Origin of the sequence: Paenibacillus oryzisoli, assembly GCF_050467285.1 — a bacterium.
Lineage (GTDB): Bacteria > Bacillota > Bacilli > Paenibacillales > NBRC-103111 > Paenibacillus_E > Paenibacillus_E oryzisoli_A.
In genome coordinates this window covers 108,970-133,457 of sequence record NZ_JBCMUN010000005.1, presented here as the reverse complement: position 1 = coordinate 133,457, position 24,488 = coordinate 108,970, and the positions used below count along the sequence as shown (strand labels likewise).

Below are 24,488 nucleotides of genomic sequence, written 5' to 3'. Positions count from 1 at the left end.
CGATCGGAGTTGAACACAATGTTGCATCGAAGCTTACTGAGAACGACCCTTTGTTTGTTGCTATTGACTCAATTATGGATACCTTCAGCATGGGCTGAAGGAGATGCCAACGACCTCAAGCAGATGCAGACACATCTGTCGGACACGTCGCTGACAGGCGGTTATACATATGCTCAGCAATTTTTTCGCGTCGAGAGCTACTGGAACGTGGCTAGTAGCGACCTTCATCTGGATTATAAGCTTTCGCCTCTTATGCAAAATGAGCGTTCTTCCATCACGTTATATGTAAACGATACACCGGTGTATTCGTTCCGGCCCAAGCTTGCCGACAAGCCTGAGCAGCAGCTCGACGTGTCGGTTCCCGCTTCGCTCCTCATCAAAGGGGTGAACTCGCTGAGTGTGCAGGGGCACTTGGAGACCGCGGCTCCCGCCGCTCAAAATGCGTGCTTGCCGACGGATTATCGGGACAGCTGGCTGCAAATTGCTAAATCTTCGCGGATTGCCGTCAATTATGCGATCGAATCGGTCTCGGACAGCATTCGGGATTTTCAGCTTCATTTTATCGGGCAGGATACCGTCACGAACGGTCTCAATGCAATTGCCGTGATGCCGGACAGCTCCCCGACCGAGCTGGAAGCCGCTACGTATGTGCTCTCGGGCTTTGCGAAAGCGAATCAGGTCTCAGACAAGCCGATTCCGTTGGTGACGTATACGTCGGATTTGGCGCAAACAAAAAGCGCCCTCATTCTGCTCAGCACCTATGACCATCTCCCGGCAGAGGTCAAGGCGGCGCTTCCGACCGAAGATTTGACGAAGAAAGCCATTCTACAGTTGATTGAACTTAACGGGGACAAAACGCTCGTGATCACGTCCGCGAACGAAGCGCTGCTCATTAAAGCAGGGCGGCTCGGGGCGAATCAGGAGCTGCTGAGCCAGATCGCCAATCCCCGCAAGGAAATTGTGGACAGCACGGAGGTGGATACGCCTGCAGTCACGATCAGCCGCAATGTGCCATTGACCGAAACCGGCGACAAGCTTACCGGGGACCGCCATCGGGAGAAAGCGTATTTTATTACCTTGCCTGGCAATCGCTCCATTGCGGACGCCAGCAAAATGCGGATCAATTTCCGCTACGCCCGCAATCTGGATTTTGACCGTTCGCTGATCACGATTCTGGTCAACGATACGCCCATCGGCAGCAAAAAGCTGACCAGCGAGCTGGCCGATGGCGATCACATGGATTTGACGATTCCGAAGTCGCTCAATATCAGCGGCAATTTTACCGTGAAAGCGGCGTTCGATCTTGAACTGAAAAATGCCGGCTGTATCACGAACGAGGATCAAATGCCTTGGGCCTTCATTGAGAAGGATTCGATGCTGCAGCTCAACACGAAGGACAGGACGGAACTGCTCTTCAACAACTATCCGTATCCGCTCCTGCGCGATGGCAGCTACAATCAGGTGACGGTTGTCCTTCCGAATTCCCGCGACACGTACTTATACGAGACGCTCACTAATGTGTTTAATTTGCTTGGCCGCTACGCGCAGACGAATACAGGCTCGATCCGTTATGTCGAGGGCGGTGCTACTCCTGATCAGCTGAAAGGGCGCCAAATTATCGCCATCGGCAGCTACAAAGACAACGAAGTGATAGCCGCGAACAACGATAAGCTGTATTTCAAATACGATGGCAGCGGGCAGGGCTTTGTCTCGAATGAGAAAATGAGCATTGATTCCGGCTACGGCGGGCGAATCGGAACGCTGCAGCTGATAGATTCGCCTTACGAGCAGGGGCTTGGCTTTCTCGCGATTACAGGAAGCAGGCCGGAATACGTGTATATGGCTTCCAAGCTTATCGGCACGGAAGGATCGCTGTGGAAAGTGTACGGAGATGGGGCGGTGACCGATGTCGACGGCAACATTCAAGCGTATCGCTTCAAAAAAGAGGCTTCAGCCGCGCCATCCTCAGCGATGAACAATGTGCTCGCGCGAAAGGACGTCCTCGGCTTCATGGTCGCGGCAGGCCTCGTGGCTTTGCTCGTCATACTTTCGCTCATTCTCATGATTCGCAAATACGCGATCAGGAAGCGGAGGGATAAGCGATGAGCCGTTTTCGAAGCAGCATCGTCTCGGATGCAGCGTTTCTGCTGTTTATTTTAGCTGCCTTGGTCAGTATCATGTTTACGTCGAGCAATCCGAATCTGTATTTGCAAAATATTATTTTCCTTAACGTCGCGTTTCTCATTGCGGTCATTACGTATTTCACAACCATGACAACCGGGCTGATCCTGAACATCCTGTTCATTTTCGGCTATGGCACGTTCACCTTATACCAGACCGTTGTGGTCGGCGGCGTGATCGGCACGCAAAATTATTTTTGGCTTATCATGACGCCGGTGTTTACCGTTGCGACCTGGCTGCTCACGTTAGGCAACCGTCAACTTCAAGCCGAAAACGAGCAATTGCAAAAAGAGAACGAGTCGCTCGCGACCGTCGATCCTAAGACAAGCCTGAAAAATACGCTATCCTTTCAAACGGATGCGACCATTTTCATGGCGCTGTCTGTGCGGTACCAGATCCCGCTGACACTCATGGTCATTAGTGTGAAGTATTGGGATGAAATCCGGCGCATGATCGGCGTGGACCAACTGATGGAGGCGATTCACGACCTGTCGAAAATCAGCCAGACCAGCATTCGGACGAACGACTCGCTCTATTTATTGAACAAAGACAATCCGATGTGGGGGATGCTGCTGTTCACGGATCGAACAGGGGCTTCCATTGTGATCGAAAGGCTCCGTAAAACCGTGGATGAGTGGAACCGGGGCGAATATGCCGAGAAATACCGTGTCGGGCTCATCTTGAAAATGGGGGCTGTCGAGTACGATCCTGCGGTGATCACGAACCCGCTCGAATTTATCGTTCAAGCGAAGAAGCAGCTCGAATACGATGTGTAAAAGAGAAGGAGCCTCAGCGTCGCTGGGGCTTTTCTTTTCGGACGAATATGCTACACTCGACAATAGGACAACCCCATGAGAAAGCGTGTGATTCTGTGACAGTTGCGGCTGTGATCGTTCCTCTTTTTACCCATCTGATTCCGATCCTGTTCTTAGGCTTTAAGAGCATCGATGTGCTGATTCGCAATCTAAAGAAGCTGGAGCATAGGCTGCTTTCTGTAGAACGGTGGATCTGCTGCTGAACAGCGCCGATAAGGCGATGTATCGCGTGAAACGGCAGGGGAAGAACGGGTATTGGGTGATGGATAGGTGAAGCATGCTGTGCGTTGTTGGTCAGAATTATTTATCAAATGAAAGGGAAGAATTTATGTTTTTACTTGATTTATTAAAAAAACCAATACTTAGATATTGTTTAATGTCACTATTATTTATTGTTACAAGCATTGAATATTCACTTTACTTTACGAATCATTATTTGCTGTTATTGATTCTCAAGCAGATTGCTCTATCCTTATTAGGAGTAAGTGCTTCTATAGCGGTCCTTCAAACAGGGAATGTGAATGTGAAAGATCTCGTTACTAGAAGAAATATTGTAAAGATTCTCCTTTTTTTGTATGCATTTTTTGGATTTGAAGTTCTTCAGTCTATTATAGGAGTCATTGTTCATTTGTTTAAATTGTTTAATTTAACCTATATTACACGTTTTGAAATAGGGATAATGCTAGTTTTGTATCCTTTGTCAATTTTGATATCGATTATGTTTTCCAGTGGATACAGAAATTGGATAAAGAGGAAATTAAAGCAAATGACGATTGTACTTTATTTATTTGTTTGGGTTTGGTTCGGCTCCTTTTATTATTACATTGCACAGAGAGCAAATGGAGACGATTTTGTGTTTTCTGAGCAAGCGAGAATTGAAACAACTTTAAAAGGATTTTTAAAAGAAGGTCCCTACGATAGCTTTGATTCAACCCGGTTGAAAAGTATACTTGCCAATAATCAATATAAAAAGGAGTACTTGAAAGTAGATTCAGATCAATATTTAACTTTGGATCAGAGCGGAAAAGATTGGGGAGATATCTATGAAAATATGTTAGGAAAAGAGGGGTACTCATTTTACTCATTTAAGATATCACCCCAACCGCTCGTTATTGAACCTTCTATGCTAAGTTACAGTTCTATAACCAGTTGGGGTGCTTCAATAAATAAGGAGTTTGTAGAAGTTACAGTTAATTTATACAAACAAAAAGAAAGATTTTGGGATGCTGAGACATCGGTGTTTTATTTTGAGCAGAGCAGCACATTAACCAATAATACGAACCTGCTAGAAAAACCTGATAAACAAATCAGATTATACTTTGATAAAAATGAATTAAATGTTTATTTGAGTGTTTTCGATAACGAGAAAATTGATACTCATTTAAGTAATATGATTGCGAATTCTCATACATTATTGGATGGAAAATTTTTGGATATCGTTATTAAATTAAATAATTACATTGAGTACCAAATCGAAGATTTTTGGTATTTTAGTGCGGTAACGATTACAACGCTTGGATTTGGAGATATTGCACCTAACTCTGATACTGTTAGAGTTGCTGTTATGGTGGAAGCACTTCTAGGTATGCTTTTGATTGGCATTTATGTTTCAATTATTACAAGCGATAAAAATAAAGCAAACGACATAAAAAACAGCGTTTGAATCAGGAAATCGACTGCTGCTGAAGCAAGTGATGGTACATACCTTGTTGGCGAACAAGCTGCTCATGAGTGCCGCTCTCCACGATGGAGCCTTGGTCTAAAACAACAATCAAGTCCGCTTGGCGGATCGTGCTGAGCCTATGCGCAATAATGAGCGTTGTGCGGCCTTGCAGCATCTCGCTCATATTCGTCTGGATGATCCGCTCTGATTCCGTATCGAGGGCGCTTGTCGCCTCGTCGAAGATGAGGATGCGCGGATTGTGAACGAGCGCGCGCGCTATGACGATGCGCTGGCGTTGGCCGCCGGAGAGCCGGAGGCCGCCTTCGCCGATCATCGTATCGTAGCCGAGCGGCAGCGATTCGATGAACGCATGTGCGCCTGCCAATTGCGCTGCCCGCTGGACGTCCTCCAGACTGGTTTCTTCGCCGTTCATCGCAATATTGTCCCGGACAGACCCTTTGAATAATACGGTCTCCTGCTGAACAACACCGACCTGCTTCCGTATGGAAGCCGCATGCACCGAGCGCAGCGGGTAGCCGTCTACGTAGATTTCACCGCTCGAAGGCTGCAGCAGCTTGAGAAGCAGGTTCGCGAGCGTTGATTTGCCGGAACCGCTTCGGCCGATGAGCGCAACCGTCTGTCCCGGCTTAAGCTCGAGATCCAGATGCTGCAAGATCATGCTGCCGCCGCGGTGATAGCGGAAGGACACTTTGTCGAAGCGAATATGACCCTGGATCGACGGGAGCATGCGCATTAGCTCAGGCTGCGGATGTTCAGGCGTCGATTCAAATACATCATTCAGTCGTTCCATGGAAATACGGGCTTCGGCGAGCTCGCCGCTGCGCTGGGAAATCAGTTCCAGTGCGAATTGGAACGATGTAAACAGCACGGTATACGCGACCAGCTCCCCGATGGAGAGTTGGCCTGCCAGCACGTAGCGTGAGCCTAAATAGAGCAGGGCGACATTGCTAACCGAACGCAGCCCCGAAGAGGAGGCTCTGGTAACAGCTTCCAGCCGACTGCCCTCCAGTCGAAGCGTGAACAGTCGGCTGAGCTTGGCCATCAGCTTGCTGCGGATAAACGATTCCAGAGAGAGTCCTTTCACAGTTGCAATCGCATTCACGGCCTCTACAATTTGCGTCTGAGATTCGCCTTCCGCAATCATCTGCTTGCGAAAATTGCGGCGCATTTGCGGCAGCATCACAGCATAAAGAGCGAAATATATCGGCATGAGTGCAAAGGAAACAAGGGCAAGCATCGAGTGATAGTAAACCATGAGCCCGCCATATACGAGCAAGGTCAGCCCATCAAGCACCAGCTCAATCGCATGCTCCGTCATCATTCTGCGAATTTTTTCATTCTCGTAGACCCTCGTCAGAATATCCCCCGAGGTTCGTTTGAAGAAATAGGAGAAGGGAAGTCGGAACAGCTGCCGGTAGAAACTCTCCAACATCGAGTGATCGACCGCGTAGGCCAGCTTTCCGATCAGCTTCTGTCGCAGGAAGATAAAACCGGTGTTGAATAGCACGAGCGTAAGCATTCCCAACAGCATGACATGAAGCAGTGACCAGTTAGCGGTGTTCAGCACGCGATCGAAGATTTGCTGTGACATGACAGGAAATACCAACAGCAAGCATTCGGTCACGATGGATAAGCCGAGCGTGGAGAGCAGTAATTTTCGGGAAGGGTTCAGATGCGCGAAATACCGTTTCCACAGCACTTCTGTATCGTCCAACGCAGCCAACGGTTCATTCGGCTCCAAGGTAATGACGAGTCCTGTCCAATGGCTGTTGAACGTCTCCAGCGGCACTGTGTCGAGGTAGCCCAATGCCGGATTGGCGACAAGCAGGTGATGCTTGCCGACTTCATAAACGACGGTATAGTGGTTGCCGTTCCAATGGGCGATAAACGGCGTTTTCAGCTCATGCAGGACGCTGCTTGTCGTTTTTAGCCCTTTGGCTGAGAAGCCAATCGATTCGAGCGTTTCAATCAATCCCAGCATGGACGTACCTTCCGCACCGACGTTGCAGCGCTCCCGCATCCGGTTCACGCTGGCATTCAGCCCGTAATAACGGGCGATCATCGTCAAGCAAGTCGGCCCGCAATCCATTTCGCTTTGCTGCAGCAGCACGGGGTATTTTTGTCGGCGCTTCCAGGAGAACCACGTTCTGAGGCTCATTCTTGGCGACGGCTCCGATTGGTCCGGTGGCGGCATAACGCTTGCCGACTCGACGTTCTGCTCGGATTGCTCGGGCGAATGAATCATCGTCATCGCTTGGGTAGAATAGTGGGATGCGATCGGGCGAATCGCTTCCAAAATACGCGGAAATTGTGCAACCAGCGCGTCAAAGTCGTCTCGGCCCAGTCGAAAGGCGGTGACGGGCTCAGCAGCGCGGATCGTCGCTTTCCGCGGTTCTCCGGTCAATAACGCCAACTCGCCAAAAAAATCTCCCGGATACAGCCGATTGACAATAGCGGCCTCCGCTCCGCGCTCTACAAGCGCTGCTCCGGTTTTTAGAATATAGAACGCGTCCCCGGGCTCACCTTCGCGAACCAGACAAGCGCCGGATTCATACGTGCAAATTTCCAGGCGATTGAGCAGAGAACGCAGCGCAGCTTGGTCGACATGCGTAAACAGCGTATTGTTTTTCAGAAACGTACGAATGACATCGGAATCGATATATTTTCGAAAATACGCACCAAGGTCGGGATGTCTTTCAACAAGCTCCTTGAACTGGTCTTGGTCGAGCCTTAGTACTTCGAGCGGGGTTGAAGCGCGAATCGTTATGGCAGCCGGCGTCTCACTGCCGAAGAGGCTATGTTCTCCGAAATGGTCTCCAGGCAGCAGCAGGCCGAGATTGGTTTCTTTTCCTGCCTGATTGAGACCAATTTTCCTGGCCCTGCCCTCGATAATGATGTATAAGGCGTCAGGCGGCTCTGATCGATCCACGATCGTCTGCCCCATCGCATAAGAAGCAGGCTTTAATTGCCGGGACAGCAGTGCCAATTCCTCATCGGTTAACATATCGAACAGCGGAAAATGATGTAAATTAGCAGCGTTAATTTCGGTCACATACGTCATTCCTTATCGTAATCTTATACAAATTCCTGGATGTCCAGTGAAGCCTGATAGGTGGTAAACTGCTCCTGAAAGAGCTCCTCACGAATGCGGGCTTCAACATCCACGTTTAATTCAGCTGGAGATAGAGCTTCAACATAAATGAGGGAAAATTCGCGTCTCCGTTCAAATGGGCCCAGTACTTCTCCCGGCTCAGCACTGAATACGGATGCCGCCACTTCCGGCTCGAGGTCCGCCCGGTTTACAACCCCCGCGTACCCACCTGATTTGGCTGTGGCTTCATCTGATGAATATTTGCGCGCAAGGACATGAAAGTCAGCACCATCTTCCACTTGAAAAAGCAGCTCCTGGGCGATCCCGAAGTCATTCGTCACAAGGCGGGAGATTTCAGCGGTGTCGTAGAGGGAGGCCGTTTCAATGAATCGCCGTCGAATACGATTGTCCGAGATAACATGCCGGGCCAAATCCGCGTGCAGAATCTGAGGCTTCAAAATTTCGACAAGATCCTCCAAAGTCATGCCCCGAGCTTCTAGCCAAGCGCTTGCTTGCGCGGCAGTATACAACTTGTTCATTCGCCGAAACTGCGTCACTGCCGATTGCAGATCGGCGTTTGCCGCTGTAAGCCCTTCCGATTCAGCCCAGCAAATGAGAACAAGGTCGCGTTTGCAGCAATCGGGGTCCGCCCAAGCGGGATTGATGCGCAATCGCTGAAGCAGTTGCTTCAAGCTCATCGTTTTATTTTCAACTCGAATGGTCGTAAAAGCTGTCGTCTCCAAGCATCCCATCCCTCGCATTATTCGTTATTGTAGTGTCATTCTAGCACGCAGGCTGTCGAAATGGCGATTCATTTATTTTTGAGGAATTAAACAAAACTTAAACTTCCTGAAGTATAATCAGGCCATTATGAGAGGGGGGTTAGACATGGCTGAAAACACTGAAAAGAAGTTGGATCAGGTGGAATCCGTCGAATTGACTGATTTGTCGGAAGAGTTGTCCGAGCAGCAGCTTAATGAGGTGCAAGGTGGAGATTTAAAAGTAAGCTCTAAGCCTAGCGTCTTGAAAGTAAAAATTCGCCCGTAACTTGTCCCAAAAGTAAAGTCCCATGCCTTTTTGAAAAGAGGCTGGGGCTTTTTTCATTGTCCGCCGAACGTATACCCAAAACCGCGTACCGTTCGAATATAAGTGGGATTTGCCGGATCCTTTTCGATTTTTTTGCGCAAATTGTGAATGTGAACCATCACCGTGCGCTCATCGCTGATGCCGTCAAGGCCCCAGATCCGCTCGTAAATTTGACTGACGCTGAACACTTGCGAAGGTCGCTCCAACAGCATGAGCAGCAGTTGAAGCTCTTTGGCTGGAAGCTTAACAGGTTGGTTATCCACAAGGACCTCGTACCGTTTTTTGTGGATAGTCAGCCAACCATCTTTCCATACGTCGTCGCTGCCGCTTTGTTCAGAGGCGATCGTCGTACGATAACGGCGAAGCCCGGCGAGCACCCGAGCCACAAGCACTTCTGGCTCGAACGGTTTTGTCACATAGTCGTCGCCGCCGATCCGGAGCCCTGCGATTATATCCTGCGGCTCCTTTTTGCTGGTCAAGAATATGACAGGAAGGTCGGAGCGGCTGCGAATCTGCTGCACCAACTGCATGCCATCCATCCCCGGCAGCATAATATCCGAAACAACCAGGTGATACACCGATTGCTGAAAAAGCTCCAGCGCTTGCTCCGCATGCATAGCGACGTCGACGCGCATGCCTTCATTACGTAAATAAATGGCGACAAGATCACAGATGTCCGGGTCGTCTTCAATGAGCAGAATGCGCGTGTCCATGTGCGTCTCCTTCCTTATGTTTATTTGAATCGTCGGTGATTGGCTCAAATGTGGCCGGGAGTGTGATGTGAAAATCGGTTCCCACACCAAGCGTGCTGTTCGCACGAATTTCGCCGCCATGGCGAGCCACAATTTCCTGGCAAATCGCGAGCCCAAGTCCGCTTCCCGCAGCGTTGTTACTGCCGGTAACCCGGTAACGGTGCTTGAAGATGTGCGGCAATTCGGCTTCTGGGATGCCGATACCGTAATCGCTCACATGAATGATCGCGAGCCCGTGCTCGGGATCGTGAAGGCGTGGTCGAAAGTCGGTCCATACGCGGACTGTACCTTCTCCAGCTGTGTACTTCACGGCATTTGAAATCAGATTGGCAAATACCCGTTCGAAGCGAAAACGGTCCATCCGGACGATCAGATCCTTGTTCTGCGGGGCTGTGAAGCTCGGCTCCTCCCATGTCAAGGTAATGTGCTGTGCGGCTGTTTCTGGGGCATAGCGATGCGTTAATTGGCGCAAGAAAGGCAGCAGAGGAATTTCTGCTAGCTGCAGTTGAACTTCCCCTGTTCTCAAATTACTGAGCTCAATGACATTATCAATCAGCCGCTCAAGCATCAAACTGCGCTCATAGATTCGCCCTGCATAGGTTGGCGCCTCTTCTTGGGGGATGACTCCCGCTTTAATCCCTTTCGCTAAACCTTTGATCGCTGTAATTGGCGTGGACAAATCATGGTACACCTCGGCCAGCAGCGTACTCCGAGCAAGTTCGATTCGGCTCAACTCCTGGTTGCCCTGCTCCAATTGGAGATTCAACGCTAGCAGAGAGGAAGTACGCTGTTTAATCGTCGCTTCTTGTGACGCAATAACTTGATCAAGTTTGTTCGACAGCAGCTCCGACTGAGTAACCGCCCTCGTGAATAGCAAAGACAAATTCAGCAATTGGGTGAGCAGGAAGAAGAGCAATCCGAAGGAAACGAGCCCGCCGAATTGGAGATATCCGACATAGTATAAGATTTCCTCAATAACCGCGGCAAAAAATACGATAAAGCCAATCATATTCGTTCGCGAGCCTGTTCTTCGCCGCAGCGCGGCACGCAGGTAGACGTACATCACATAGAGGAAAACGGGAAGCAGCAGTATGATGACATAGGGAACCATGTATTGCGTATATACTTTGGCCGGCGTCACCAACACAAATGCTGCAAATCCGCTTAAAGCGATAGCGAAAAGGGGCAAGCTGCGACGGACCGCCTCTTGCGGATACTGCTTATTCACAAAAGCAGCCAAGTTAAGAATCGTAGCAATTTCAGACAAATACTCCAGCTTCACGCCCCATTCCCAGGACAGCCATGGGAACAGCACATAAGCGGAGGATTCTCCAAGGAGCGATGATCTCACGCAAATCGCCAGACAGATGAGGCCGAACCATAAAGCGGCACGATCTTGTTTACGGGCCAAATACAGGAAGATGGAAAACACCGTCATCAGCAGCAAGCAGCCGGTAATCAAGGTCCAAAGCATGACCTGCCCCCTATGCTTGGAGGCGATGATTTCTGCGTCGCCAAGATGAATGTTTTCCCAGATCCCGCCCGTTCTTTGGGCAAAATTGGATACCTGGATAACAATCTCATTGTCCCCGCTGTGCGGCACGAAGAACTGTATCTTGGGGTAGCTTCTTGCAACCATATGGGCAGCGTCCATGCCGACGATGCCGTTGCCGTTCAATTCCTGGCCATTGACCCAGAGGCGATAAGCAGAAGCGACATTGTTGAGATAGAGAGCGAGCGGCTGTTCAAGAGGCTCATCGGACAATGTAAAAGTCATTCGATACGTTGCGTATCCCTCATTGGGTAAGGCTTGCCCGTTCATCGTGTAGGACTTCCACTGCGCGGGGATGGAAACCTTCAGTGCGTTTGTCGGAGGATTGGCTGCGAGCCTGTCCGGCGTAAGCAGTTGCTGCCAATACAACGTCCAAGGCCCGTCCAGGTCGACAAGTTCACCTTTACGCGGCTGCCATTGCCGCAAGTCTTTTTTTGCCGTGAATGTGGTGGTTGAAACGCCTGTCTCAGCAGCCCAGGCTGCAGCTGACGTGCTGCAGCAGAAGAGGAGGCTGAGCAGCAAGTTTATGATAAGTCTCATGTATCTCCTCCGAATGAATGATTTCAACATATATTTGTATATGGCTTAAGGTTTACGATGGAACTGTCAGCCCTAGTATTCAAAGTGTATTATCTGAGAAGTTGGGAGAGATTTCAAGGGGATCTTTTTGCTGACAAACCTTTGAATGAACAAAGCAACTCTTGCTATACTAGAAGGGCTTCCGAGAAAACGGAAGTAATCATAATCGTACTACTCATGTTTGGTATGAAAATCTGGAGCGATGGAGGCATGTATGGAATTCATTACAAAACTGCTAGAAGAAATAGGGATCAATTCGGTGTTAGCCGATTACTTGTCTTACGGGATCGAGGTATTAGGCATTGCCGTATTATGCGTATTAGCTAATTTTGTTACAAAAAAAATATTCCTTACGATTATTTCACACGTCATCAACAACAATAAGTATCAATGGGATGATATCTTGTTGGAAAGGAAGGTTTTCCATAAGGTTTCCCATGTTGTTCCTGCCGTCATTATCTATTATTTTTCTTCGACGTTTCCCGCCTATCAGCATCTGATAGAGAAGGGCGCCATATCGTACATCATTATTATTGGATTATTGGTCATGGATTCGCTGCTGGATGCCGTGAACGATATTTACAGAACGTACGAAGTTTCTAAGGTTAAGCCGATCAGAGGCTATATTCAAGTAATTAAAATAGTACTGTCCATCATTGGCGGCATCCTTGTTATAGCCAACCTGATTGGTGAAAGTCCGATCATTTTACTGAGCGGCATCGGCGCGATTTCGGCCGTGTTGATGTTAATATTCAAAGATTCTATCTTGGGACTTGTTGCAGGCGTGCAGTTAACAGCCAATGATATGGTACGGGTTGGCGATTGGATCGAAATGCCGAAATACGGGGCGGATGGGGATGTTATTGATATTTCCCTGAACACTGTCAAAGTTCAAAACTGGGACAAAACGATTACGACGATTCCGAGCTATACGCTCATCTCCGACTCTTTTAAAAATTGGCGCGGGATGCAAACATCCGGAGGCCGAAGAATCAAACGATCGATTTTCATTGATACGAGCTCTATCTGTTTTTGTACAGAGGATATGTTAGAGCGCTTCAGAAGCATTCACTATCTCACGGAGTATATCCTCGATACAGAGCGGGAAATCGAGGTTCACAATAAAGAAAATCGCATTAATACGTCGAACAAAGTAAATGGCAGAGCGCTGACGAATATCGGTGTCTTTCGCATCTATATCGATCAGTACCTCAAGCATCACCCCAAAATTCACCCGAACATGACCTGTATGGTCAGGCAATTGGCGTCCGGAGAAACGGGCCTGCCTATCGAGATCTACGCCTTTACCAATGGAACGGAATGGCAGATGTATGAGCGGGTACAATCCGATGTTTTTGACCATATCTTTGCCATTGCACCGGAGTTTGGACTCCGGATCTTCCAGAATCCAACGGGGCATGATGTGAAGAGCTTAGTGGGAGGAAGGGAAGAGGAGTATCGGCGGGTGGGAGTGAATTGAGATGCGCGAGTTTGGATTGTAAGAGCTAACTGAATAGCTGTGGTAAGCCGGAGCACATGAGAGTGTGCGTCCGGCTTGTTTTTTGTTCTTAAAGAATCTGAATTTGAGCTTTCATTTTGGGAGAAAGGGTATTTATTTCCGATTTTAATACATACACCAATTCTTCATTACCTTTAATCCCGCGAACTTCAATTTTGATCATTTGATATTTTTTAAATTCATATTCAGCGAAGAAATCCTTGTCAAACCCCCTGGCAGAGAAGGCAAAGGTAAAACTTGGAGGGACCTTTTGAAGCCGTGATGCAAGGTTGATGGATGGACCAACATAGTCGTTGCCATCGCCCAATTGAACAATAGATCCTCTTGCGATACCGCAACGCAGCTTTTCTGGAACGTTGACGAATTTTTTGTTAATAAAAGGTAAAAAATCGTTCGCATAAGATTCTGCAACATCTTTTAAAATACAGACAACATTCCCCATTTCGATCTCGGACATATCGTCAGTATCCCAAATCATCAATAACCCATCACCTAAAAATTTACAAAAAATTGGAAGGCGAGAATACAAGGCTTTTTTTCCTTCAAATGTGTTCTCTCTCTTTACAATAAGATGTGTCTGAGCGATTTTTTTTAGAATCCAACTAAGAAACTCTTTTAAGAATCTAGGGACAACCAAGTGAGGTTCCATTTGATTACAGAAGTTCGTAAATCCATCTAAATCAAAGACGGCGGATATGCCTTCGACTCTTTTCCCGCCTGTGTTAAGATTCCCTAAATTTAGTAAATCTGAATTGAAAGTTGAAAAATCTTCGTTGCTAACAACAACAGCTTTAGTATTTTTATCGTCTGGATAGACTAGACTTTCAAAAGGAATATTAATCTTCATATATAATCAACCTCTATCTCTATGAATAAAATCAATAGAACATTCGATATTTTAACAGAATTTTCAATGAAAATCGAGATTTTTCGATATGGATAGACAGGGGAATGGAAGAAATTCCTTTTTTATATGACTTATTTTGCCAATTAAGATAATATAGTCATATCCCAACTAAATTCAAGAAAAGTAAAGGAGCCGATAGAGTGAGAGATGAATTTACACCAAAAATGAAAGACAACTTATCCAAACGAGTGGGCAATCGTTGTTCAAATCCAGATTGTAAAAAACCAACTTCAGGTCCTCATTCTGATAGGAATAAACACATCAATATTGGAGTAGCCGCCCATATTACGGCAGCAAGCGCAGGTGGTCCACGCTATGATGCTTCTTTAACACCAGAGGAAAGAAAATCAGAAGAAAACGGAATTTGGTTATGTGAAGCATGCGCTAAATTGATTGACAGCGACGAGATGAAATATACCATTACTTTTATCAAGGGATGGAAACAAAGATCCGAAGAAATGGCGATAGCCGATCTCGAGTCTAGCGCAGCTGTCAACGAAAGTGAGAAGGATCTCGGTAAGAATGCTTTGTTAACGGAAGCGATGGGGCTTGAGCATACTTTCGTCAGAACGCCTTTTTACGATAGCGCTTTACAAGCTTTAGAAAGCAATAATGGTGTTCTCCTTAGCGGTTATTCCATGATGGGGAAGACAACCACATCGATAAGGCTGGCCGCCGCATATGCGGAAAGCTATGACATCGTTTATAACCAAAGCTTTTCCATCATTGAGGAAAGAATAAAGCACCACGCGAATAAACGGGAAGTTATTGTGATTGATGATTTTTTAGGACACTATGAGCTTCTGGACGAGAATGATCTAGTGAAATGGGAAAAGCTTTTGCAACATGTGGTCAGGCTTCCCAACAAAAAGGTGATTTTAAATGCAAGAAAATCGCTTCTGGCGAATTTGAAAGTGCAGAATGAAGGGTTCTTTTCTTTCCTGGAAAACCGATTCGTGCCTGTTGAACTTGATTTTTCAAAAAGTGATATCGCAATAAAGGCAGAGATTCTAACCTCCTACATAAAATCAAATCAATTACCCAGACCCTATATGGAAAAGCTGGGCACGACAGAAGTACTGACCAACATTTTGACGCATCGCAATTTCAGTCCGCTTTCTGTGGAGTTCGCTACAAAGCCAAGGGATGTTGAACCAGATCATTATGTGGCACATTTTATGAAATATTTGGATGAGCCGGACACGATATGGAGCAATGAGATCAGAGCATTAAATCATAATGCCAACGTATATTTACATACGCTAGTTTCACTTTCCACGACCACGATTCACCAATCCATCGTCGATGAATGTTTTTATAAGAGATTTGAAGCGACGCTGGACGAATTTGAAGATGAATCGTTGGAAGACACCGTTACACGACTTGAGGGTTCGTTGATCAGGCGCTATTCCGCTGAAAAGATAAGCGTATACCATCCTTCTTTATACACGTATGTACGTAAAAAAATGGGCGAAAAAGAGAAACGGAAAATTATTGATTCCGCGCTGTATGTGGAACAATTTGAAGCTCTCAATACCAGTTATTCAACGGAAAAATTAAAGAAACTGATCCAGAATGAGGACTTTTTGAAATTAAAAGTGGCACCGGTTGTCATGCAATTTCGAGGCGTAACATCAGGCGTAGAGATTATGGACTCGATACTCTTAAAATATTTAAAGTATATTCATGTATTTGATATCCGCGAGAAGGGACTGGAAGGATTTATTGTTGCCATTTTGGACAAAGTTCTGATCAATCGACTTTACTTGTTCCATTCGATCAACATTGTTATGGACATCTTATCTTCACAATTCTACGACCTGAGCGTGATACTATCGAATGAGGAGCATATGAAACAAATTTTTAGCTGTTCTGATGTGGAGATCGCTTGCAGATTAATTAAGATTTGTAACTATGAAGAGGAAGGGGGAATTAACTTCCGGCAGTTACCTCTCTACATGCAAGAAGAGTTAAAAAGACTGTTAGGCTATAGTGCAACTGATAAAATCACAGAATTTCTAGCGTCTGAAATGGATGATTACATCTCGGAATCAATGGATGAGTTCGGGTCTGATGATTTAGAAGAAACCGCCTATGAGATGGTTCAAGCCATGGTGGATGATTTTGACCTGCAAATTACTGAAATTGCAGAAGAAACTTTTCATCGTGAGGCAAACAAACAGAAGTTGTTCAATATAAATTATGGAAACATTGAATATGATATCATTACAGATGACGGAGAGCTGTATGATACAGCATTAGAAAAGCTCGAGCGATACGAATGGGCGTAAGCAGAAGATGTCTTTAAAAAATGCTGAACTCTCAGTGATAATAATTATCATTATTGGTTACACTACGTTGTAGAGAAAGAAAAAGAGGCCGGAAGGGCCTCTTTCCAGGGAGTATTAAACTTTAGATTCAAACGTTTTACAATCGGTTTCTTCGGTTGTACGGGCTTGGCTTCCGCCGTGGTGGCTCACGATGGAAATCGAGCTTGCATTGCATTTGTTGCCATTTGCCCAGTATTTGCAGGAGTTTACTTCGCACATTACGTCTTTTGCCATGTCTCTTTCACCTCCTTTAGGAGACTTTCTGAATATGCGGTCATTTCAGAAAGCTCCCTTACCTCCTAGGGTGGGCGAAAGAGGCCTATTTTTATACATGCGTAGGAACATTTCTCCACGGTTCCCATAGTTCGTCATGGTTCATATATATGTAGGAGGCACAAAGTCTTTTGCAAGAATGGATGATGATGGCATGGCAAATAAAAACGAGCTTCAAACGTGTGTCCGGTGCAGCTATGTCGCGGACAAAGACGATCGATACTGCATACGCTGCGGCGCGCCGCTCAAAAATAGATGCACCAAGGAAAAGACGCTGCTGCACAAGGGCTGCTACAAAGTGAACAAACCCGACGCGAAGTATTGCGCCGATTGCGGGACGGAGACGACGTTCAGCACATGGGGGTTGTTGTGAAAAAAAGCCTGGGAAGAAGCGAGGCGCTGCCGATCGGCAGGCGCCGCGTTCTTCCTCCAGGCTTTATTTGTTTTGCAGGACCGTTGTCCACAGGTCCTTCTGGTCGTACCCGAGCCGCCATGCGGCGACGCCGGCGATGTCGTACTTCTTCGCGAGCGCCATGCGCGCTGCGACGGTGGACGCATCTTCCAGCCAGAATACATAGGTGGAGCCATTCTCTTGATACGAGACACGGTATTGGCCGAACTCGTTATCCCAAGTTTGCGTCGCCTTCTTCGCGGCGATCAGCGCGGGGATGTCTTTCATCAGCACGGTGCGGTTGCTAACCAGGGCGCCGCTGGCGTCGAGCTGCCATTCCCGGACGTAGTAAGGGATGCCGAGAATGATTTTGTCCCGCGGAATGCCGTAGGACAGAAATTCCTGAATGCCGCCGTCGGTCCATGGAAGACCGGATACGGAGCCTGCCGATGTGCTGCCGCGGTAATACTGGTCATAGGCCATGATAACCATATAGTCGACCAGCGCACCGAGTTTTTCATGATCGTACGCGGTGAACTGATTCCATTTGACACTGCCGCGAGGCAGATCCATGGAGATAACCAGGCCTTTGGCATGGGCAGCGGTCGTCAGCTTGGCGATAAACGTGGTAAAGGCATTGCGGTCGGAGCCGGCGAGGCTCTCAAAATCGACGTTGATGCCCGGCACGCCTAATTGCACGGAGCGGTCAACCAGCTTGGCAATGAACGTATCCTGTGCGGTAGTATTGGCCAGAAACTGTGTCGTCAACGCCGCGTTAAACTGATTGCTCACTAACGGATAGACGGTGTAGCCGCTCTTTTGCAGCCATTTGACCGTATCGGCATTGGAGCTGTCCTTTAAGTTACCGGTGGCATCGGCCAGTTCAAAATAGCTCGGGGAATCGACATCGAGTCCCAACGTATTTCCAATCTGTGTCTTAATCGCATCTGAGCCGGACAAGCCGTTCCAGCCCCAGACCTGGAGCTTTTTGAAATTATCCCAAAGCATCCGGTGCTGCAGCGTCTGAATCGAAGCGTTGCTGTACTGCTTCGCGTAAGCGAGAGCGCCGTCCAACGTGTTGTATTCGCCGATCAAGTTGGTGCTTTGATAGACTTGATAAGACGCGTAGTTGTTCCAGATTTGCCGTCCTTCCTTGACGATCGAGCTGTGTCCCCAAAGCCGGGCATAGCCGATGGCATCGTCGAGTGAGGTGAAATCCTGGAGGAACGTATCGTTTTGATACACTTTATAGGATTTAAGATTGCTGTATACGGTTTGTTTCGTTTGGGTGTTAACGACTGTGGAATTGTTCCATTTGAGCGCTTCCGCTACGGCATCCTCGAGGGAGGCAAACGACCAGTTGTCAGCGGAAAACGTTCCTTGATACACTTTGTAGATAGGAGGACCTGACTTGGCAGCCGTTTTTTCACTCCCCGACAAATTGTCCCAGATCCACGCGTTGCTGTTCAAATCGATAACATGAGCGTTGCCCCATTTTTTGGCTTCGGCGACCGCTTCCGCCAGCGTACTAAACTTCCAGGCATCCATCGTGATGTCGCCTTGATACAGCTGGTAACGGGCGTAATTGTTCCACACCCAGCCTGTCGATTGCAAATCGCGCACGCTGGCGTTCGACCACTTCTTCGCCTCGGCGATGGCGGCATCTAACGTGGGGAACTGCCACTCCGGCAAGGAAACGTCGCCTTGAAACATTTGATAGCGAGGAAAATTATTCCACAGCCACTTGCGGGTTGCAATTTCTTCCACATGAGAATTGGAGAACCACTTGGCGTAAGCTTGCGCTTCATTATAGGAAGCGAATTCCATCAAAACCTGGTTGTATTGGTAAACCCGGTACTTCGTTGTTTTATCCACTTGCGGGCTGCTTGCCGCATAGGCTGTGCTCGGAAGCGTTACCGCGAGGAGCAGGGTGCCGCTCAGCAGCCATTTTCCCATTTTCATCGTCCTAACCGCCTCTTTCTTGTAAACTACTCTATTTGACGTCAGAGATGATAGAATGGTTGCGGTATTGCTAGATTGGAAGTTCATGGCTGGTGGATTGAGTTGGACGATTTCAAGACTTTGGAGTAACATGGTGAAGTAGAAAAGTTCATTCGTGAGTCCATCAGAGAGGGAGAAGGAGCAATGGGACAATATCCCGATGCCTATGTGCAGTATTTAGTGCATTTTCATGGCGAGCGCGATTATTTTGAGTGCCATGAAGTGATGGAAGAATTTTGGAAGGAGCATCCCGGAGACCCTCGCAGCGGGACCTATGTGGGGTTGATTCAAATTGCCGTCGGATTGTATCATAGCCGAAGAGGCAACCGGGCGGGGGCTGTGAAAATGTTGGGCAGCGCACTGACCAATCTGCAGCCGGCGGATGTCCGCACACTCGGGCTGGATGCGGAGGAGCTGGAGCGTCGAATCAGAAGCACACTCGCAGCGGTGCAAGGCGACAATGATGTGTATGTGGATATGAATTTGCCGATTACGGATCCCGGCCTGCTGCAGCAGTGCCAGGCGATATGCAGGGACAGAGGACTTGTGTGGGAGGCGCCGAGCTCACTCGAGAATGACTCGCTAATCCACAAGCATACGCTGCGGGACCGGACGGACGTTATAGAAGAAAGAGCCAGACAATCACGTTTACGAAAGGAACAGGGTGAAGCCCGATGAGCTCGGAAGGAAAAATTTTAGTCGTAGATGATGAACCGAATATTTCAGAGGTCGTAAGACTGTATTTGGAGCATTCGGAGTATGAGACGATTTTGCTTTATCGGGGACGCGATGTGATCAAGACGATTACGGAAGAAAGACCGAACCTTGTGCTGCTTGACATAATGCTGCCGGACGTTTCCGGCTATGAGTTGTGCGAGCAGATTCGCCGGATGGACACGCCATACAACCATACGCCGATCATTTTCCTCACAGCGAAAGGCGAGTCCATCGATAAATTAAGGGGCTTTAATCTTGGCGTTGACGATTATTTGGTGAAGCCGTTTGATCCGAATGAGCTGGTCGCCCGTATTAAGGCGGTTCTGCGCAGAGCCGTGCATATTCCGCTCGAGCCGGCGCCGCCGCAAAGCTCATCGCGCAAATGGCTGGAGATCGGCAACATTGTGATCGACTTGGAACAGTACCGGGTGACGGTGGACGGCAAGCGCGTCGAGCTGACACCGAAGGAAATCGAGCTGCTGTTTTTCCTGATGAGCAACCCAGGGCGGGTATTTACGCGCGAGGATTTGCTCGGCTATGTGTGGAATTTCGATTTTACCGGGGGGACGCGCACGGTCGACGCTCATGTGAAAAATCTGCGAAAAAAACTCGGTCAGCACGACTCATGGAACATTCAGACCCTATGGGGGATCGGCTACTCGTTTGAGGTGGTCCAGCATGTTTAGACGCTTCCTCAAGGGGAAGTACAACAGTCTGTATATTAAAATATTTCTATCCTTCCTGGCGACGTGCGTACTCTTCTTTGCGGCGCTGTTCGCTTTCTGGAATTATTACTTTACAGGGCTTTTTTATAAGGACAAAGTCGCGATTCTTGCCAAGCGGAGCGCCGAGGTAGCAAGCCTGATGGATTCTTACCAGGAAGGCACCATTACGATGCGCGAGCTGAAATATACGATGCGAATCGTCGCCAGAAGCTTCAACGGGCAGGTGTGGATCGTCGATGAGAAAGGCATCATCTTCACTGGCTCTTCTGACAGTGAAGGCAGGGCGATTCCAAAGCAGATGGACGCCTTGTTTATCGACGGGCTTCATGGGAACACCGGCTATGGCATGATTTCGCTGAAACCGGAGGACGGGCCGAAAAATTTGTTCGCCTACCACACACCGTTCGAATTGAACAGCCAGCCGACGGTCATTATTTTGCAGATTCCGGCCGGAGATATCAGCGAGGCTGTTTCCGCGGTAAGGCTTAATTTAATGCTGCCGCTGCTATTTTCCTTGCTGGCGGTAGGCGTGATCTTGTTTATCATTTCCCGCAAGCTGGCAGGCCCGCTTCAGCAGATGAACCGCGCCGCACTGGAGCTGGCGCACGGCGATTTTACAACCAGGGTGCCGATCAAGTCGCAGGATGAAGTCGGTCAGCTCGCCGCGAGCTTCAACTTCATGGTGGAGAAGCTGGAAGAGTGGGAAGGGACAAGGCAGGAATTTCTGACGAATGTGTCCCACGAGCTGCGATCTCCCTTGACCACGTTGCGCGGCATGATCAACGCCATGAACGATAAAATCATTCCCGAAGCGAAATACCCGCACTATTTGCACATCTGCGATCAGGAAGTCCAACGCCTTCAGCGCTTGGTGACGGATTTGCTTGATCTAGCTCAAATTCAGAACGGTATCGACGTGTTCAAGCTTCGGCCGGTCGACATTGCGGATCTGCTCGAAGATACGATGGAGCTGCTGCAAGCGGTGATCGCGAAACAGGGCGTCATTCCGCAATTAATTTTGCCAGATCTGGATCAGGAGCCGAGCCAAGTGGACTTGGATCCGGACCGTTTCGTGCAAATTATTCATAATCTGGTGTATAATGCGCTCAAATTCACACCGGAGGGCGGATCGCTGATTGTTGCACTTGAGAATCATCCTGGCCACGTACACGTCTATGTACGGGATACAGGGGCAGGGATGCCGCAATCCGAGCTTAATCGAATTTGGGATCGCTTCTATAAAACGAATAAAGCCAGAACGTCCAGCGAGGAAGCGGGTACAGGACTCGGTCTGACGATTGTGAAACATCTGGTCACCGGGATGAAAGGCAATGTGCAGGTGCAAAGCCGCCTGGGAGAAGGGACAGAATTTCGCATAACCTTCCCTCGTTTGCGATGATTCGACAAAAATTCACGCGGCGTTCACAATTATTTTACAATCCGTTCACACTTTATTCATAAACATCCCCTAATCTGTTGGAGATAGACAGGTTTTTTGGGGGTGTTTTTTTGATCCGGCATGCACGCAAGCGAATCGTGTGTATGACAATGATGGCCTTACTGTTAGTCGGATGCAGTACACAGCCCAGCTCAGAGCCTCCGCCTCAAACGCTGGAAAGCAACGCAGGGAATCAAGCCCAGCAAGCCGCGGTTTCTGGACCGGCAGAGGACGTGCAGAGTCCGCGAGAGCTGCAGCTTGTCATGCTGTTCAAGGGGCTGATCCTTATGGATAAGCTCGAGGGACTTCAATTGACGGCCAAGCAGTCCGAAGCGATGCTGCCGATCATTCGCCGCTGCGCGGAAGAAGGGAAGCTGGACGAGAGCGAGCGCAAGGTGCTCTTTTTTATGCTGACGAAGGACCAGCAAGCATTTGTTAACGCCTATTTCGACAAGATGAAGGAACAAGTCAACGAGTCGAAGCAGGACAGAGCGAAGTCGGTTTCGAAAGAAGAGCGCGAAAGGATTGTAAACGCTTTCGTAAAAAAGAGGAGAGCGGAGCGCGAAGCGGGGGCCAACGCGGCAAGCGTCAATCAGACGCCCAGGCCGTCTTCGGATGGGTCCGCGGGAGCAGGGCTGAGCGTCGAGCAGCAGCTTGAAAATTTGTTAATGGTAAGGACAGTCGGCAAGTAGTGGAGAGGCGCACAAGTGAAAGGGGAAGTTACAAGCATGAAGTGGATTCGCAGCAAATGGTTCATTGGCCTTATCGTGGTTTGTGTTTGCGCGGGAGGCACTTATTTGTATGTGACGAAAGGCAAGAAAACGAAAACGGCGGAAACGAAAGAAGTGACCGTGGAGGTTAAGAAGGGAAATATTCGTTCATCCGTGTCCGGAACGTCCCAATTTGAGCCGAAAGATACGCAGACAATTACAGCTACGGAAAATGCGAATATCAAAGCGATTCACCTGACGCGCAATCAGGCCGTGAAAGCGGGCGATGTGCTGATTGAGCTCACCAGTACACAACTGGAGAATGATCTCGAGGATGCAAAGCTGACGTATGAGCAGCTTGAAAAGGATTTGGCTTCGCTGCAGCAGCAAAAAGGACTGATGGGCGTGACGGCGTCGATTTCGGGCAAGTTGACCTATGCCGCCAATATCGATCTTGGCTCCACGATCAACAAGTCCACCAAAATCGCGACAATCGGCGACGACAGCACGTTGACCGTGACGTTGCCATTTTACGTGGAGACGGCTTCGCAATTACATACCGGCGATCCGGTCGACTTGACTGTAGATGGCTTTTTAATTACTAAAACGGGTTCGATTCAAGCGATTGCCTCCACACCGAAAACGGACGGCAAAGGCGGCAAAGTCGTCGATGTTGATATTACCGTAAAAAACGATAATTCGCTGGATGCCGGCCTGAATGTGCAAGGATCGGTTGTTATTGGCGGTCAAAGCGTGGATTCCACGGCGAAAGCGGCGCTGCAGTATGCTAAAGTGTCGACTGTGCTTGCGGGCACAACAGGCAATATCGCGACCCTGCCGTTCAAGACTGGCAATATCGTGAAACAAGGCGATATGCTGGCGACGATTGTGAACGATACACTGGACGACGATATCCTTACGAAGCAAAAGGCGCTGGAGCGCCAGCAACTGGCGGTCCAAGCGGCGCAAGATAAAGTGGATGCGCTGAAAATCACGGCGCCGTTCGACGGCGTATTCTCGACCGATTTTGTAAATAAGCGAAACGATATTCTCAGCGCCTTCCGCGTCGGCAGCAAAGTGACGAGCGGCACGCAATTCGGTGCGGTTGCCAGCTTCGCGAAGATGCAGTTGCCAGTGCAAGTCGACGAGCTCGATTTGCCGAATATCAAGGTCGGGATGAAAGCGGAGATCAAGGTGGATTCGTTCCCGGGACGCGTATTCCCCGCTGAAGTGACGCAGGTTTCCTCGGTCGGTACGACTACGAACGGCGTGACATTCTATGACGTCGTGCTGGCGACTGAGAACAAAGACAATGTGCTGAAAATCGGGATGACCGCGACCGGTGAAATCCTGGTTCAGGATAAGAAGGATGTGCTTTATATTCCGCCGGAAGCCCTGCAATTGCAGCGCGGGAAGCGTGTCGTGACTTTGAAGAAAGAGGACGGCACGCTGGACACGGAGCATGAAGTGAAGATCGGGATTCGCTCTTCTACGCAAATTGAGATCACGGAAGGCTTGCAAGCTGGTGATAAAGTTGTTGTGCCGCAGGCGGTCAAAAGGCAGCAGAACCTCAGTCAGGACGAGATTAACCGTCTGAGACAGCAGTTCCAGCAAAACGGCGGTGGCGGCGGCAACTTCCAAGGAGGAGCAGCCGTACCTGGCGGAGCTGGTGGAGGCGGTAACGCGGTCCGAATTAACGGCGGCGGCGGTGGCGGCGGAAGATAGCCCGGCCGGGAG

The 24,488-nt window shown here is 48.7% G+C and carries 20 protein-coding genes; 13 read left to right on the top strand and 7 right to left on the bottom strand.

Annotated elements, in window-relative coordinates:
• Positions 1–123: 123 nt before the first annotated feature.
• The 4 genes from ABE504_RS06345 to ABE504_RS06330 all read left to right on the top strand — a co-directional run bounded on the left by ABE504_RS06345 (position 124) and on the right by ABE504_RS06330 (position 4,659).
• Entirely contained in the window at positions 124–2,106 is a 1,983-nt protein-coding gene (locus ABE504_RS06345; RefSeq protein ID WP_430086035.1) for a cellulose biosynthesis cyclic di-GMP-binding regulatory protein BcsB, read from the top strand.
• Positions 2,103–2,957, top strand: coding sequence for a diguanylate cyclase domain-containing protein (locus ABE504_RS06340; RefSeq protein WP_430086031.1), 855 nt, complete (start codon positions 2,103–2,105; stop codon positions 2,955–2,957). Before ABE504_RS06345 ends, ABE504_RS06340 begins: the two co-directional genes overlap by 4 nt.
• 95 nt (positions 2,958–3,052) lie before the next feature.
• Complete coding sequence (locus tag ABE504_RS06335; protein ID WP_430086028.1) at positions 3,053–3,199, top strand: hypothetical protein; 147 nt, start codon at positions 3,053–3,055, stop codon at positions 3,197–3,199.
• 563 nt (positions 3,200–3,762) lie between these two features.
• Positions 3,763–4,659, top strand: a complete 897-nt coding sequence (locus tag ABE504_RS06330) for a potassium channel family protein (protein ID WP_430086025.1) — start codon at positions 3,763–3,765, stop codon at positions 4,657–4,659.
• Position 4,660: 1 nt separating this feature from the next.
• Here the strand turns inward: ABE504_RS06330 and ABE504_RS06325 are convergent, their stop codons facing one another.
• Entirely contained in the window at positions 4,661–7,732 is a 3,072-nt protein-coding gene (locus ABE504_RS06325; protein WP_430086022.1) for a peptidase domain-containing ABC transporter, read from the bottom strand.
• Between the two features lie 23 nt (positions 7,733–7,755).
• Entirely contained in the window at positions 7,756–8,514 is a 759-nt protein-coding gene (locus ABE504_RS06320; RefSeq protein ID WP_430086020.1) for a peptidylprolyl isomerase, read from the bottom strand.
• A gap of 145 nt (positions 8,515–8,659) precedes the next feature.
• Between ABE504_RS06320 and ABE504_RS06315 the strand changes: the two genes are divergently transcribed.
• Positions 8,660–8,818, top strand: a complete 159-nt coding sequence (locus tag ABE504_RS06315) for a hypothetical protein (protein ID WP_430086017.1) — start codon at positions 8,660–8,662, stop codon at positions 8,816–8,818.
• Positions 8,819–8,871: 53 nt separating this feature from the next.
• On the opposite strand, the gene ABE504_RS06310 is transcribed toward ABE504_RS06315, so the two are convergent.
• On the bottom strand, positions 8,872–9,570 hold the full coding sequence (locus tag ABE504_RS06310) for a response regulator transcription factor (RefSeq protein ID WP_430086014.1): 699 nt from the start codon (positions 9,568–9,570) through the stop codon (positions 8,872–8,874).
• The gene (locus tag ABE504_RS06305) at positions 9,545–11,701 is read right to left on the bottom strand and encodes an ATP-binding protein (protein ID WP_430086011.1); all 2,157 of its coding nucleotides are present in this window, start codon (positions 11,699–11,701) and stop codon (positions 9,545–9,547) included. Before ABE504_RS06305 ends, ABE504_RS06310 begins: the two co-directional genes overlap by 26 nt.
• Positions 11,702–11,954: 253 nt before the next feature.
• Here ABE504_RS06305 and ABE504_RS06300 point away from each other — a divergent pair, with 253 nt between their 5' ends.
• Positions 11,955–13,220, top strand: coding sequence for a mechanosensitive ion channel family protein (locus ABE504_RS06300; protein WP_430086008.1), 1,266 nt, complete (start codon positions 11,955–11,957; stop codon positions 13,218–13,220).
• Between the two features lie 88 nt (positions 13,221–13,308).
• Here the strand turns inward: ABE504_RS06300 and ABE504_RS06295 are convergent, their stop codons facing one another.
• On the bottom strand, positions 13,309–14,106 hold the full coding sequence (locus ABE504_RS06295) for a hypothetical protein (protein WP_430086005.1): 798 nt from the start codon (positions 14,104–14,106) through the stop codon (positions 13,309–13,311).
• A 200-nt stretch (positions 14,107–14,306) separates the two neighbouring features.
• On the opposite strand from ABE504_RS06295, the gene ABE504_RS06290 reads away from it, so the two are divergent.
• Complete coding sequence (locus ABE504_RS06290; RefSeq protein ID WP_430086003.1) at positions 14,307–16,457, top strand: hypothetical protein; 2,151 nt, start codon at positions 14,307–14,309, stop codon at positions 16,455–16,457.
• Positions 16,458–16,571: 114 nt separating this feature from the next.
• Here ABE504_RS06290 and ABE504_RS06285 read toward each other — a convergent pair whose 3' ends face one another.
• On the bottom strand, positions 16,572–16,730 hold the full coding sequence (locus tag ABE504_RS06285) for a DUF1540 domain-containing protein (RefSeq protein WP_430086000.1): 159 nt from the start codon (positions 16,728–16,730) through the stop codon (positions 16,572–16,574).
• A 193-nt stretch (positions 16,731–16,923) separates the two neighbouring features.
• Between ABE504_RS06285 and ABE504_RS06280 the strand changes: the two genes are divergently transcribed.
• The gene (locus tag ABE504_RS06280) at positions 16,924–17,142 is read left to right on the top strand and encodes a double zinc ribbon domain-containing protein (protein ID WP_430085997.1); all 219 of its coding nucleotides are present in this window, start codon (positions 16,924–16,926) and stop codon (positions 17,140–17,142) included.
• A gap of 63 nt (positions 17,143–17,205) precedes the next feature.
• Here the strand turns inward: ABE504_RS06280 and ABE504_RS06275 are convergent, their stop codons facing one another.
• Positions 17,206–19,122: a glycosyl hydrolase family 18 protein gene (locus tag ABE504_RS06275; protein WP_430085994.1), complete on the bottom strand. Its 1,917-nt coding sequence runs from the start codon at positions 19,120–19,122 to the stop codon at positions 17,206–17,208.
• Positions 19,123–19,305: 183 nt separating this feature from the next.
• On the opposite strand from ABE504_RS06275, the gene ABE504_RS06270 reads away from it, so the two are divergent.
• From ABE504_RS06270 to ABE504_RS06250, 5 genes are all read left to right on the top strand, one after another.
• A complete protein-coding gene (locus ABE504_RS06270) occupies positions 19,306–19,839 on the top strand; it encodes a DUF309 domain-containing protein (protein ID WP_430085992.1) in 534 nt (177 codons plus the stop codon).
• Positions 19,836–20,564 carry a response regulator transcription factor gene (locus ABE504_RS06265; RefSeq protein WP_430085989.1) on the top strand — a complete coding sequence of 243 codons (729 nt, stop codon included), beginning with the start codon at positions 19,836–19,838 and terminating at the stop codon, positions 20,562–20,564. The genes ABE504_RS06270 and ABE504_RS06265 overlap by 4 nt, the downstream gene beginning before the upstream one ends.
• Positions 20,557–22,002: a sensor histidine kinase gene (locus tag ABE504_RS06260; RefSeq protein WP_430085986.1), complete on the top strand. Its 1,446-nt coding sequence runs from the start codon at positions 20,557–20,559 to the stop codon at positions 22,000–22,002. Before ABE504_RS06265 ends, ABE504_RS06260 begins: the two co-directional genes overlap by 8 nt.
• A gap of 110 nt (positions 22,003–22,112) precedes the next feature.
• Positions 22,113–22,733, top strand: coding sequence for a hypothetical protein (locus ABE504_RS06255; protein ID WP_430085983.1), 621 nt, complete (start codon positions 22,113–22,115; stop codon positions 22,731–22,733).
• A gap of 36 nt (positions 22,734–22,769) precedes the next feature.
• Positions 22,770–24,476, top strand: a complete 1,707-nt coding sequence (locus ABE504_RS06250; RefSeq protein WP_430085980.1) for an efflux RND transporter periplasmic adaptor subunit — start codon at positions 22,770–22,772, stop codon at positions 24,474–24,476.
• Positions 24,477–24,488 lie beyond the last annotated feature (12 nt).